Source organism: Xanthomonas sp. F4 (genome assembly GCF_011761895.1).
The window spans coordinates 1813811-1827203 of the sequence record NZ_JAASQX010000001.1 but is presented as its reverse complement, the minus strand read 5'-3'; the positions used below and the strand labels follow the sequence as shown (position 1 = coordinate 1827203).

Below are 13393 nucleotides of genomic sequence, written 5' to 3'. Positions count from 1 at the left end.
GCCCTGGTGGCCATGACCCACAACCCGGTCATCCGGGCGCTGAAACAGCGGCTAAGCGAACGCGGCAAAGCCGGCAAGCAGATCGTGTGCGCCGCCATGCGCAAGCTCCTGCACCTCGCCTATGGCGTCCTCAAATCGGGCACCGCGTTCGACCCGAAAAGGGGCCTTGCCTGCTAGGGGGTAAGACGGTATCTACAAAAATGTGTGGAAGGTGCGACGCTTCTGTGGGAGGGACTTCAGTCCCGACGACTGGACCTATCGGCCTCCTTTCATGAAGAAAGCCTGCGCCTGCAACCAGCCGATGAAGCGGACGCACCGTCAGCCACATCGTAGGAGCGGCTTCAGCCGCGACCACGACATCCTCAACCAAACGCGAGATGCCCCTTCGGCCTCCCTGACCAACCTCGCACGCCGCACTAAGGCTTCCCACCACCCGGCTGCAACACCGAAGGCGACCGCAACTGCAGCCCACCCCCCTCGCGATTGAGCATGCGCAGGCGTTCCCCCAGCGTCGCCAGGTTGGTGTCGATCTGGGCCAGGTCCGCCTGCAGCGGCGCCGGCAGCAACCCGCGCAGGCGCGTCTGCAGCGCGGCGCCGTCGTCGTGCAGCGCCGCGATCCGTGCCTGTCCCTGGACTTGCAGCCAGGCGCGTTCCTGCGCCTGCGGCAGGCCATAGCCTGGCTGCTCCTGCAGCAGGCTCGCCGGTTGGCTCAGCACGCCTTGCTCGGCCAGCACCGCACGTACCGCACTAGCGGCATCGCGGGTGTCGGCACTCGCATTGCCCTCGCCCGCCCCGTCAACCGCGGACGTCAACGGCTTGCCCAGATAGCGGCGCTTGAGCGCATCGCGACCGCGCTGTTCGGCGCGACGACGGGCGGCATTCTCCAGCAGCAGCAAGGCAGCGCTGGCGCGCAGGTCGCCGCGCTGCAGCCAGGGCGCGCGCTGCGCGGCCGGCAGGTCCAGCCACGCCTCGGCATTGCGCGCCGGCAGCGCCAAGGAATCGCGCGCCACCGCGAACATCTGCGCAAAATGCGCGCTCGCCGCCGGGAAGGAGTAGCCATTGCGCACCGCCGCGTCGGCGTCGTCGAACACCGACGCATCGGCGATGCCGGCACGCACCAGGCGCCGGCGCAATCCGGTCGGGCTGATCCCGGACAGGTGCGCGGCCGCCAGCCGCGGCACGCCGTCGTGCAGCAAGGCGTAGGTCTCCACCGCGCAGTTGTTGCTGAGAAAGTAGTAGCGGCCGTCGTAGCTCCAGTGCAGTTGCGCGGCGCGCTCCAGCAGCGCCGCGATCTCCTCGCGCGACAGCCGCAGCGGCAGCGACTGCAGGCCGCGCAGCTGCACCTGGGTGTAGTCGTCCACCACCTGCCGCAGCGGCAGCACGAACAGCCGCGACGGGTACGAGCCGGTCAGCCCGCGCAGGTTGGAGATCTGCACGTCGTCGACGAAGGCGCGGAACGACAGCACCCGGTGCTCGGCCAGATCCAGCCGGCATGCCGGGCCCAGCGGCCGCCCGGGTGCACAGATCACCAGGCGCAGCATGCTGTGGCCCCAGTGGCTCATCGGCTGCGCATTGCCCTCGGCCAGCAGATAGTCCACCGCGTAGACCCGCGCGGGGTCCACCTGCAGCAAGGCGGCCGCGTCGGCCAGCGGGTCCTGCACGAAGACCTGGCCGGGCGCGCACGCGGCCGACGGCGGCGTCCATGCCAGGCGCGCGGCGAAGTAGCGGGCCAGCGCCGGCCGCCGGCAGGCGTAGTCCGGATCGAGCAGGAAGTGCTCGAGATTCACCGCCACGAACTCGGCCGGCGATTGCAATTCGTAGCGGTCCGGACTGCGCTCGGTGAACCGGTTCTGGCCGCGGCGCAGGCCCAGGCGCATCGGGCTGACCTGCCAGCCAGCCAGATCCAGCAGCCGCGGATCGGACGACAACCTTCCTGCCGCGGAACGATCGTAGAAATGCGCTAGTTCGTGCAGCAAGGCAGCCAGTGCCGGCCGTCGCGCCAGGTCGGCGGCCGGATCGGTGTCGCCCCCCGTCGCCGCCATCCAGTCGCGCAGCAGGCGCTTGTTCAACAGCAGGCGCTTGGCCTGCGCGCGGCCGTGCACCTGCGCGGGAAGATCGTCGCGCCACTGCAGCGGCAGCCCTGCGGGCAGCGCCGCGGCCCAGGCTGCGGGCAACCGCGCCTGCGCGGCCGCCAGCACGGCCTCGCTGGCCCTACGTTCGGCGGGACTCAGTCCGGTCTCGTCGACAGACAGTGGCGCGGCCGCTGCGTGCACCGCACCGGCCAGGGCCAGCAACGCCAGCCACCGCGCGCCTGGGCGCCGTGGCCGGCGCGGGATCACAGCGCCAGGATCGCCTGCGCCAGTTCCAGGTCGCTGGCCTGCTGCGCCTGCGGGTTGGCCTCGCGCAGCACGCGCAGCGCCGCTTCCAGTTGCACGCCGCGGATGCGCCCGGCGCTGGCGACGAAGCCGGCCGCGTCGTCGCGCGCCTGCAGCACCACCTTGTCGTTGTTGGAACTGCTGTCCGAGGACGCCGAGCTGCCGGCCGAGCCGGCCGAGGCCGAACCGGCGGAGCTGCCGGCGAAGCTGGACGCCTGCGCGAACGCGGGCAGGATCAGGGCGAACAGCAGGGCGCAGCGCGCGGTCACTCGGGTCATCGCAATCGTTCCAAACAGGATCATGAAAGGGGGGACGGCCAGCGCCGCGCCGCATAGCCTAGCGGTCCGTCGCGCGCAGCGCCTGAACGGGTCGCGCGGCAGTGGAGCGGCCGGTCTCAAGGATCGAACAGCTTCCCGGGATTGAGCAGCCCGGACGGATCGAACACGCGCTTGACCGCGCGCATCAGCGCGATCTCTTCGGCGCTGCGGGTGCTGTCCAGGTACGGCTTCTTGACCAGGCCGATGCCGTGCTCGGCGGAGATGCTGCCGCCGTGCTCGGCCAGCACCTGCGCCAGCAGCTTGGTGACCTGCTCGCAGGCGGCAATGAAGTCTGCCGGCGCGGTGGCATCGGGCTTGAGCACGTTGATATGCAGGTTGCCGTCGCCGATATGGCCGAACCACACCACCTCGAACTGCGGGTAGGCCTCGCCGAGCAGCGCCTGGGTCCGCGCCAGGAACGCCGGCATCGCCGAGATCCGCACCGACACGTCGTTCTTGTACGGGGTGTAGCGCGCCACCGCCTCGGTGATGCCCTCGCGCAGGCGCCACAGCTGCGCGGCCTGCGCCTCGCTCTGGCTGATCACCCCGTCCAGCACCCAACCCTGCTCCATGCAGGCCTCGAACGCGGCCAGCGCAGCGGCCTCCTGCGCCTCGTTGCCGCTGGCGTACTCGGTGACCACGTAGTACGGATACACCGTGTCGAACGGCGCCTGCGCGCCATGCGCCAGCACGTGCTGCAGCGCGCGATCGGTGAAGAACTCGAATGCCTCCAGCTGCAGCCGGCTGCGGAACGCGGCGAACACCTGCATCAGCACCTCGAACGAGGGCAGCGCCAGCAGCATCACGTTGCTCGGCGGCGGCGGGTCGGTGAGCCGCAGGGTGGCCTCGACCACGATGCCCAGGGTGCCTTCGGAGCCGATCAGCAACTGGCGGAAGTCGTAGCCGCTGGAGTTCTTGATCAACCCGCGGTTGAGCTCGAGCAGTTCGCCGCTGCCGGTGACTACCTTCAGCCCGGCGATCCACTCGCGGGTGTTGCCGTAGCGGATCACGCGGATGCCGCCGGCGTTGGTGGCGATGTTGCCGCCGATCGAGCACGACCCACGCGCGGCGAAGTCCACCGGGTACAGCAGGCCATGCTCGCGCGCGGCGTTGTGCACCGCTTCCAGCGGCATGCCGGCCTGCACGGTGAGGGTGCGGTCGACCGGATCGAACGCCAGCGCCTTGTTCATCCGCTCCAGGCTCAGCACCAGTTCGCCGTGCGCGGCCACCGCGCCGCCGGACAGGCCGGTGCGGCCGCCGGACGGCACCACCGCCACCGCATGGTCGTTGGCCCAGCGCAGCACCGCCTGCACCTCTTCCACCGTCGCCGGCAACGCGATCGCCAGCGGCGCCGGGGTCCAGCGCCGGGTCCAGTCGCGACCGTAGTGCTCCAGGTCGGCGGGATCGGTCTTCAGGCGCAGGCCGGGAACGGCAAGGGCCAGGGCATCCAGGCGCGGGTCGGTCATGGGCGGAGAGGTCGAAGCGTAGATAAGCGTTCAAGCGTGCCAGCGTTGTGCGATGTCGTCCAGTTGGACGAGGACACTGCTGCTCTTGCGAATCCCCAATCCCGACTCTCGAATCCCGCGCCGCGGCTGCGGCGATCGATACACCTGAAACCTTCCACCGGCGTTGCATCCACGGTCCCCCGCCATCCTATTGCGGCGCACCAAAGCACGGAGCCATCTGGCATAGTGACCGGCCCGTTGGCCATCGCTCTCTCACCGCAATGTCGCCCAAGAAGACCTCGTTTCCGAAGCAGGATATCCGCGTGCTGCTGCTCGAAGGCGTCAGCCAGACCGCCGTCGACGTGTTCCGCGCGGCCGGTTACTCGCAGATCGAGTTGCATGCCAAGTCGCTGCCGGAAGACGAGCTCAAGCAGCGCATCGCCGAAGCGCACATCGTCGGCATCCGCTCGCGCACCCAGCTCAGCGCCGAGGTGCTGGCCCACGCCAAGCGCCTGATCGCGGTCGGCTGCTTCTGCATCGGCACCAACCAGGTCGACCTGGACGCCGCCGAACTGGCCGGCATCCCGGTATTCAATGCGCCCTACTCCAACACCCGCAGCGTCGCCGAGCTGGTGATCGCCGAGGCCATCCTGCTGTTGCGCGGCATTCCGCAGAAGAATGCCGAATGCCACCGCGGCGGCTGGTCGAAGTCCGCCACCGGCAGCCACGAGACCCGCGGCAAGGTGCTGGGCATCGTCGGCTACGGTCACATCGGCACCCAGGTCGGCGTGCTGGCCGAGTCGCTGGGCATGCAGGTGATCTTCCACGACATCGAGACCAAGCTGTCGCTGGGCAACGCGCGCACCGCCACCGACCTGGACGACCTGCTGGCGCGCGCCGACGTGGTCACCCTGCACGTGCCGGAAACCGCGGCCACCCGCAACATGATCGGCGCCACGCAACTGGCGCAGATGAAACCGGGCGCGCACCTGATCAACGCCTCGCGCGGCACCGTGATCGACATCGACGCGCTGGACGCGGCGCTGCGCAGCGGCCACATCGGCGGCGCCGCGGTGGACGTGTTCCCGATCGAACCCAAGGGCAACGGCGATGCGTTCGAATCGCCGCTGGCCGCGCACGACAACGTGATCCTGACCCCGCACGTCGGCGGCAGCACGCTGGAGGCGCAGGACAACATCGGCGTGGAAGTGGCGGCCAAGCTGGTGCGCTACAGCGACAACGGCAGCACCCTTTCGGCGGTGAACTTCCCCGAGGTGACCCTGCCCGAGCACGCCGAGAGCCTGCGCCTGCTGCACATCCATCGCAACGTGCCGGGCGTGCTGTCGCAGATCAACGAACTGTTCTCGCGCCATAACGTCAACATCGACGGCCAGTTCCTGCGCACCGACCCCAAGGTCGGCTACGTGGTGATCGACGTCGCCGCCAGCGAGGAACTGGCCGCGGTGCTGAAGGACGAACTGGCGCAGGTGGCGGGGACGTTGCGGACGCGGATTCTTTACTAGCGGGGATTGGGGATTGGGGATTGGGGATTCGTGGGTGCGCTGCGCGCCCGTACCCTCACCCCAACCCCTCTCCCGGGGGGAGAGGGGCCAAGCAATCCAACCGGAGCCGGCACTTCCTTCTCCCACCGGGAGAAGGTGCCCCGAAGGGGCGGATGAGGGTCCGGGCGCAGCCTCGTGCAGTTGAAACACCGCATGCGCTGCGCGCCCCGACCCTCACCCCAACCCCTCTCCGGGGGAGAGGGGCTCAGCCATCCAGCCGGAGCCGGCTGTTCCCTTCTCCCCTCGGGAGAAGGTGCCCCGAAGGGGCGGATGAGGGTCCGGGCGCAGCCTCGTGCAGCTGAAACACCGCGTGCGCTGCGCGCCCCGACCCTCACCCCAACCCCTCTCCCGGGGGGAGAGGGGCTTGCCGCTGCAGCCATTTGTACGCCATGCGCCGCAGCGATGGATCCAGGTCCGCGTCGTCCCGCAATTGGGCGATCGGGCGCCAGGCCAGGGCCAGCGACTCGGCGCTGACCGCAAAGGCTTCGTCGCCGCCGGCGCGAACCACGTAGCGGGCGTCGTAATGCCAGTGCCCCGGCACCTCGCCGCGGGCGGGAATCCAGTGCCGGTCCAGGTCGAAGATCGCGCCATCCTCCAGTGCCAGGCCAGGCAGCCCGGATTCTTCCTCGGCCTCCTTCAACGCCACCCGCGCCAGATCGCGGTCGCCGTCGGCGTGCCCGCCCAGTTGCAGCCAGCGCTGCAGCTTGCGGTGATGGGTCAGCAGGGTGCGCGTGCCATCGGCGCTGACCAGCCAGGCCGAGCCGGTGAAATGGCCGTCCAGGCGTGCGCGCACGAACGGATCGGCGGCATCGTCCAGCAAGGCCAGGAACTGCGCGGCGACCTCGGCCTGGTCCGGGCACTGCCGGGCATGGGCCTGCAACTGCTGGCGTAGGGACGACTCCGGCATCGGCGTTCTCGCGTTCGGGGGCCGCCATTATCGCCGTCCACGGTGCAGCGCGGCTTGTGGCGGCCGGCCGGCTTTGGCATGGTACGACGCTTGCGTCGCCCACCAAGGGCCCGGCGCTTCACCATTGCCGGGGCCGCTTGCCCCGTACCGCTACCTGGGGATGCACCGAATGCTCAAGTCTCTGCTGAGGGTCAAGCCGATCGAACCTGCCGGTCACGTCGATGCCGGCGAACCGTTCGAAGGCAGTCTGGAGGGCGAAGGCACCCTCAAACGCACCCTCACCGCCAGACACCTGATCCTGCTCGGCATCGGCGCGGTGATCGGCGCCGGCATCTTCGTGCTCACCGGCCAGGCCGCGGCCAATCATGCCGGCCCGGCAGTGATGCTGTCGTTCGTGTTCGCCGGCCTGGCCTGCGCCTTCGCCGGCCTGTGCTACGCCGAGTTCGCGGCGATGCTGCCAGTCTCCGGCAGCGCCTATTCGTATTCCTACGCCACGCTCGGCGAAGGCGTAGCCTGGTTCATCGGCTGGTGCCTGGTACTGGAATATCTGTTCGCCGGCTCCAGCGTCGCGGTCGGCTGGTCGGCCTACCTGATCAGCTTCGTCACCGGCACCCTCGGCCTGCCCTTCCCCACGGAACTGGCCAGCGCGCCGCTGACCTGGACCGGCCACGCCTTCGTCGCCTCCGGCAACATCGTCAACCTGCCGGCGGTGCTGATCGTGGCCGCGGTCAGCGCGCTGTGCTACGTCGGCGTCACCCAGTCGGCCTTCGTCAACGCCATCGTGGTGGCGATCAAGGTGCTGGTGATCTGCTTGTTCGTCGGCGTCGGCGTCTTCTACATCAACCCGGACAACTGGCATCCGTTCATCCCGGAAAACACCGGCCCCGGCGAGTTCGGCTGGAGCGGCATCTTCCGCGCCGCTTCCATCGTGTTCTTCTCCTACATCGGCTTCGATGCGGTCTCCACCTCGGCCGGCGAGACCAAGGACCCGCAGAAGAACATGCCGATCGGCATCCTGGTGTCGCTGGCCATCTGCACCATCATCTACATCATCGTCTGCGCGGTGCTGACCGGCCTGCTGCCCTACACCCAACTGGGCACCGCCAAGCCGGTGGCCACCGCGCTGGAGCACTACCCGCACCTGGCCTGGCTGAAGACCTTCGTCGAGATCGGCGCCATCGCCGGCCTGTCCTCGGTGGTGCTGGTGATGCTGATGGCGCAGCCGCGCATCTTCTACACCATGGCGCGCGACGGCCTGCTGCCGAAGCTGTTCGGCAAGGTCCATCGCCGCTTCCACACTCCCTACGTCGGCACCGTGGTGGTCGGCGTGCTGGCCGCGCTGCTGGCCGGGCTGATCCCGCTGGACGTGCTCGGCGAGCTGGTGTCGATGGGCACCCTGCTGGCCTTCGCCACGGTCTGCGTCGGCGTGATGGTGTTGCGCTTCACCCGTCCCGATCTGCCGCGTCCGTTCCGGGTGCCGCTGTTCTGGGCGGTGTGCCCGCTGGGCGCGCTGTTCTGCGTCGGCCTGTTCTTCCAGGCGTTCCAGGAACACTGGAAGGTGTTCGTCGGCTGGACCCTGGTCGGCCTGTGCATCTACTTCTTCTACGGCATCCGCAACAGCCGCCTGGCCACCAAGGCCTGATCCGCTCCCCCGAAGACCGGCGTCCGCGCCGGTCTTCGCGTTCACCCCTCTCCTCGCACGCCGTGTTCGGCTGGAACCGCTCCATGCTCAAACAACTCTTGGCCACCAAACACCCTCATGCCAGCCACGAGGACGCCGGCGGGCTGGGCCTGCAACGCGCGCTCGGCCCCTGGGGCCTGACCGCGCTGGGCATCGGCGCGGTGATCGGCGGCGGCATCTTCGTCATCACCGGGCAGGCCGCGGCCAACCACGCCGGACCGGCGATCATGCTCTCGTTCGTGCTGGCCGCGGTGTGCTGCGCGTTCTGCGCGCTGGCCTATGCCGAGTTCGCGGCGATGGTGCCGGTCTCCGGCAGCGCCTACACCTATACCTACGCCACCTTCGGCGAGCTGGCGGCCTGGTTCATCGGCTGGATGCTGGTGCTCGAGTACGGCGTGTCGGCCTCGGCGGTGGCAGTCAGCTGGACCGGCTATTTCCTCAGCCTGCTCGACCACTTCAACATCCACCTGCCCGCGGCCCTGGTCAACGCGCCGCTGGACGGCAAGCTACAGCCCACCGGGGCGATCGCCAACCTGCCCGCCGCCGGCATCGTGCTGCTGCTGACCTGGCTGTGCTACGTCGGCATCCGCAAGTCCTCGGCGATGAACATGGCGATGGTGGTGCTGAAGAGCGGCCTGATCGTGCTCGTCATCGCCGCCGGCTGGAAGTACGTGGACCCGGCCAACTGGCATCCGTTCATCCCCGCCAACGAAGGCCCGGGCAAGTACGGCATGGACGGCGTGCTGCGTGGCGCGGCGATGGTGTTCTTCGCCTACATCGGCTTCGAGGCAGTCTCGGTGGCGGCGCAGGAATCGCACCGGCCGCAGCGCGACCTGCCGATCGGCATGATCCTGTCGCTGGTGATCTGCACCGTGCTGTACATCGCCATGGCCGCGGTGATGACCGGGCTGCTGCCTTACACCCAATTGGGCACCGACGAGCCGGTGGTGACCGCGGTGGCGGCGCATCCGCAGCTGGCCTGGCTGCGCGTGGTGGTCGAGATCGGCGCGTTGATCGGCCTGTCCTCGGTGGTGCTGGTGATGATCATCGGCCAGCCGCGCATCTTCATGATCATCGCCCGCGACGGGCTGCTGCCGCCGGTGTTCACCAAGATCCACCCGACCTACCGCACCCCGCACGTCAACACCGTGATCACCGGCATCGGCATCGCCCTGCTGGCGGCGCTGTTCCCGCTGGACGTGCTGGGCGAACTGACCTCGATGGGCACCCTGATCGCCTTCGCCGCGGTCTGCGCCGGCGTGCTGATCCTGCGCCGCACCCAGCCGGACCTGCCGCGCCCGTTCCGCATCCCGTTCGCCTGGCCGATCTGCATCGCCGGCGTGCTCAGCTGCCTGGCGCTGCTGTCGGCGATGACCGCACACAACTGGATGCTGATGGCCGGCTGGACGGTGATCGGCCTGGCGATCTACTTCGGCTACGGCTACCGCCACAGCCGGCTGCGCCGCATCGGTAAAGGTTGAGCCATAAAAGCCCTTCTCCTCGCGGGAGAGGGGTTGGGGTGAGGGTACGGGCGCGAAGCGCGCGCGGTGTTCGGCTGCACGAGGCTTCGCCCGTACCCTCATCCGCCCCTGCGGGGCACCTTCTCCCGAGGGGAGAAGGAAGCGCCGGCTTCGGTTGGATGGCTTAGCCCCTCTCCCACCGGGAGAGGGGTTGGGGTGAGGGTACGGCGCGAGGAAATACGGGGGCGTGCTGTCATCCCAATCGCGCCAGCAAGCCCTAAACTACCCGCATGAACGCACTGCCCTACGATTCCGAGCGCCTGCGCACGCTGGCGCACCTGCTGATCGACAACATCCGCGAGCTCTCGCAGGCCGGCTGGACCCCCGCCACCAGCAGCAACTTCTCGCACCGCCTGGACGATCGCCATGCCGCGATCACCGTCTCCGGCCGCGACAAGGGCCGGCTGGTGGAGGACGACATCATGGTGGTGGATTTCGACGGCCAGGCCGTCGGCCGGCCGCTGCGCCCATCCGCCGAGACCCTGCTGCACACCCAGCTGTACCGGCGCTTCCCCGAGATCGGCTGCATCCTGCACACGCATTCGCCGGTGCAGACCATCGCCTCGCGCCTGTACGCGCCGCAGGGCCATATCCGCCTGGAAGGCTACGAGTTGCTGAAGGCGCTGCACGGCAACCAGACCCACGAGACCGCGGTGGACCTGCCGGTGTTCGCCAACACCCAGGACATGACCGTGCTGGCGGCCCAGGTCGACGCCCTGCTCGACCGCACGCCGTTGTGGGGCTACCTGATCGACGGCCACGGCCTGTACGCCTGGGGCCGCGACATGGCCGAGGCGCGCCGCCACCTGGAAGCCTTCGAGTTCCTGCTGCATTGCGAGCTGGAGCTGCGCAAGCTGCGCGCCGCCGGCTGATCCGCCGCGGCGCGACAGCGTTCCAGCGCCGCAACGGCCGCCGGCCGCGCACCTGCTACCCTTTTCGTCCCCCCTGCCGCTTTCGCCCGCCGCCATGAGCCGACTCCGTATCTTCGCCGACACCACTCCCGACGCGCCGCTGTTCGACAGCCGCGAGGGCGACGCGATCGCCGCCGAACTGCGCAAGATCGGCGTCACCTTCGAGCGCTGGCAGGCCAACCAGCCGATCGAGCCCGGTGCCTCGCCGGAAGCGGTGATGGCCGCCTACAAGGCCGACATCGACCGCCTGGTCGCCGCCAACGGCTTCAAGACCGTGGACGTGGTCAGCATCGCCCCGGACAACCCGCAGCGCGAGGAGATGCGCAAGAAGTTCCTCGAGGAGCATTTCCACAAGGAAGACGAGGTGCGCTTCTTCGTCGCCGGCTCCGGCCTGTTCACCCTGCACGTGGACGGCAAGGTCTACGAGATCGAGTGCGTGCAGAACGACCTGATCGCCGTGCCGGACGGCACCCACCACTGGTTCGACATGGGGCCGGAGCCGCGCTTCGTCGCGATCCGCTTCTTCACCGAGCCGGATGGCTGGGTAGGCCACTTCACCGGCACCGATATCGCCCAGCGCTTCCCGCGCTACGAGGCGAAGCTGCGCGGCGAGGCGCACTGAGCGATGACCGATCCGCGCGTCGTTCTCACCGACATCGAAGGCACCACCAGCAGCATCTCCTTCGTCAAGGACGTGCTGTTCCCCTACGCGCGCCGCGCCCTGCCCGGCTTCGTGCGCGAACACGGCCAGCAGCCGCAGGTGCGGCAGTGGCTGGACGCGGTCGCCACCGAATGCGGCGGCATCTGCACCGATGCGGTGATCGTGGAGACCCTGCAGGGCTGGATCGACGAGGACCGCAAGCACACCGCGCTGAAGGCGCTGCAGGGCATGATCTGGGAGGCCGGCTACCGCGATGCCGACTTCACCGCGCACATCTATCCCGACGCCGCGCCGGCGCTGCGCCGCTGGCATGAGCAGGGCCGGACGCTGTACGTGTACTCGTCCGGCTCGGTGCCGGCGCAGAAGCTGTTCTTCGGCCACAGCGACGCCGGCGACCTGCGCGGGCTGTTCTCCGGCTGGTTCGACACCGAGATCGGTGGCAAGCGCGAGCAGCCCAGCTATGCGCGCATCGCCGAAGCGATCGGCGTGGCGCCGGCGCAGATCGTGTTCCTGTCCGACGTGGTCGCCGAACTGGATGCGGCCCGCGCCGCCGGCCTGGACACGGTGCTGATCGACCGCCGCGACGACTACCCGCAACCGCGCCAGGGCGAGGCCTGCAACGGCCATCGCCGCGCGGAGAGCTTCGCCGACCTGGGCTTCTGAGCCCGCAATGCGCAGGCCCGTCGCTGCCTTGATCGCCGCCCTGGCGGCGTTGCGGCGCCCGCTCGCCGTGCTGAGACGCCGGCTGCTGCCGGCCGCGCTGCTGGCGCTGGCGCTGCCCGCCTGCCATTCCGATGCCGGTGCCATGCCGGCCGGCGCGGCCGACACCGCGCAGGACGACGCGGCGCAGGACCCGTTCGACCAGGCGCAGCTGCGCCAGGCGCTGGGATCGCTGCAGGCGCAGCGACCGGGCATCCCCGACCTGTACGTGGTCGGCTTCGCCGGCGACGCCAGCGAGGACGTGTTCCGCAACGAAGTGCTGTACCTGCGTCAGCTGTTCGCGCAGCGCTTCGGCGCTGCCGGTCGCATCGCCACCCTGATCAACCACGGCGACAATCTCGGCGCGCGCGCCTACGCGCCGCAGGCCTCGTACGACAACCTGGCCGATACCCTGGACCGCGTCGGCAAGCTGATGGACCCGCACGAGGACGCATTGCTGCTGTTCCTGACCAGCCACGGCACCGACCAGCACGAACTGTATCTGCAGTTCGGCCCCGGCGAGGATGCCGAGTACGACACCATCACCCCGCAGGAACTGCGCCGCCTGCTCGACGACGCCGGCATCCGCAACCGCATCATCGTGATCTCGGCCTGCTACTCCGGCGGCTTCGTACCGGCGCTGAAGACCGCCGACACCCTGGTGATCACCGCCGCGCGCCGCGACCGGCCCTCGTTCGGCTGCGGCAACACCGCCAGCGCCACCTATTTCGGCCGCGCCTGGTTGATCGACGCGCTGGCGCACACGACCGATGTCGTCGAAAGCTATCGTCTGGCCAGTGCCGAGATCAGCGCACGCGAACAGGCCGAAGGCGAGGCGCCGTCGTATCCGCAACTGTACGTAGGCGCGCGCATCGGCCCATGGCTGCAGCACTGGCGCGCGCAGTTGCCGAACGCGGCGGCACCGCCCTATCCGTATCCGGAACCCGATGCGGACGACACGGCGGATGCGGCCGATGGCGAGCAGACCCACGCGCATGGCGCAGCGCCCGCGCCCGCCGTGCCGATGCGCGTGCAGGACCCGGCATCGCCGACGAAGCGCACGTCCGCGCGGTGATGCCGCGCAGGGCGTGAGGTCGACTGCATGCGAGGGGCGTGCGCGCACCCTCGTGCTTGCCGGCCGATCCTGCTCCCGACCCTGCACGCCCGAACCCGTGCAGCAGGCCGAAAAGATGAGAGTGATTCGCGTTCGATCGCGACGCCTGCGCGATCGCTAGAATCTCTCCCGCAGCAAGCCCGCCCGCTTTTCGCCAGCCAGCTGCGCTCCGATCCAACCGCCCGCCAGCCTTCGCTCGCC

At 69.3% G+C, this 13393-nt stretch carries 11 protein-coding genes; 7 read left to right on the top strand and 4 right to left on the bottom strand.

What is annotated here, in order from left to right; translation table 11 throughout:
* Positions 1 to 416 precede the first annotated feature (416 nt).
* The 3 genes from FHR66_RS07960 to FHR66_RS07950 all read right to left on the bottom strand — a co-directional run bounded on the left by FHR66_RS07960 (position 417) and on the right by FHR66_RS07950 (position 4158).
* Positions 417 to 2339: an Lnb N-terminal periplasmic domain-containing protein gene (locus FHR66_RS07960; protein WP_160971073.1), complete on the bottom strand. Its 1923-nt coding sequence runs from the start codon at positions 2337 to 2339 to the stop codon at positions 417 to 419.
* Positions 2336 to 2653 carry a DUF2388 domain-containing protein gene (locus tag FHR66_RS07955; RefSeq protein WP_160971071.1) on the bottom strand — a complete coding sequence of 106 codons (318 nt, stop codon included), beginning with the start codon at positions 2651 to 2653 and terminating at the stop codon, positions 2336 to 2338. Before FHR66_RS07955 ends, FHR66_RS07960 begins: the two co-directional genes overlap by 4 nt.
* A 116-nt stretch (positions 2654 to 2769) precedes the next feature.
* Positions 2770 to 4158: an FAD-binding oxidoreductase gene (locus FHR66_RS07950; RefSeq protein ID WP_160971069.1), complete on the bottom strand. Its 1389-nt coding sequence runs from the start codon at positions 4156 to 4158 to the stop codon at positions 2770 to 2772.
* A 260-nt stretch (positions 4159 to 4418) separates the two neighbouring features.
* Here FHR66_RS07950 and serA point away from each other — a divergent pair, with 260 nt between their 5' ends.
* Positions 4419 to 5660: a phosphoglycerate dehydrogenase gene (gene serA / locus FHR66_RS07945; protein WP_167087637.1), complete on the top strand. Its 1242-nt coding sequence runs from the start codon at positions 4419 to 4421 to the stop codon at positions 5658 to 5660.
* A 370-nt stretch (positions 5661 to 6030) separates the two neighbouring features.
* Here the strand turns inward: serA and FHR66_RS07940 are convergent, their stop codons facing one another.
* A complete protein-coding gene (locus FHR66_RS07940; RefSeq protein WP_160969035.1) occupies positions 6031 to 6606 on the bottom strand; it encodes an NUDIX hydrolase in 576 nt (191 codons plus the stop codon).
* 169 nt (positions 6607 to 6775) lie between these two features.
* Here FHR66_RS07940 and FHR66_RS07935 point away from each other — a divergent pair, with 169 nt between their 5' ends.
* The 6 genes from FHR66_RS07935 (at position 6776) to FHR66_RS07910 (ending at position 13153) form a co-directional block, all read left to right on the top strand.
* Entirely contained in the window at positions 6776 to 8248 is a 1473-nt protein-coding gene (locus FHR66_RS07935; RefSeq protein ID WP_160969033.1) for an amino acid permease, read from the top strand.
* Between the two features lie 83 nt (positions 8249 to 8331).
* A complete protein-coding gene (locus FHR66_RS07930) occupies positions 8332 to 9768 on the top strand; it encodes an amino acid permease (RefSeq protein ID WP_160969031.1) in 1437 nt (478 codons plus the stop codon).
* Positions 9769 to 10037: 269 nt separating this feature from the next.
* On the top strand, positions 10038 to 10679 hold the full coding sequence (locus FHR66_RS07925; protein ID WP_160969029.1) for a methylthioribulose 1-phosphate dehydratase: 642 nt from the start codon (positions 10038 to 10040) through the stop codon (positions 10677 to 10679).
* 94 nt (positions 10680 to 10773) lie between these two features.
* Positions 10774 to 11340 (top strand): 1,2-dihydroxy-3-keto-5-methylthiopentene dioxygenase, encoded by a 567-nt coding sequence (locus tag FHR66_RS07920; protein WP_160969027.1) that lies wholly within the window; start codon positions 10774 to 10776, stop codon positions 11338 to 11340.
* A gap of 3 nt (positions 11341 to 11343) precedes the next feature.
* Positions 11344 to 12042: an acireductone synthase gene (gene mtnC / locus FHR66_RS07915; protein WP_160969025.1), complete on the top strand. Its 699-nt coding sequence runs from the start codon at positions 11344 to 11346 to the stop codon at positions 12040 to 12042.
* Positions 12043 to 12049: 7 nt separating this feature from the next.
* Positions 12050 to 13153 carry a C13 family peptidase gene (locus FHR66_RS07910; RefSeq protein WP_202394889.1) on the top strand — a complete coding sequence of 368 codons (1104 nt, stop codon included), beginning with the start codon at positions 12050 to 12052 and terminating at the stop codon, positions 13151 to 13153.
* The last annotated feature ends 240 nt before the right edge of the window (positions 13154 to 13393 follow it).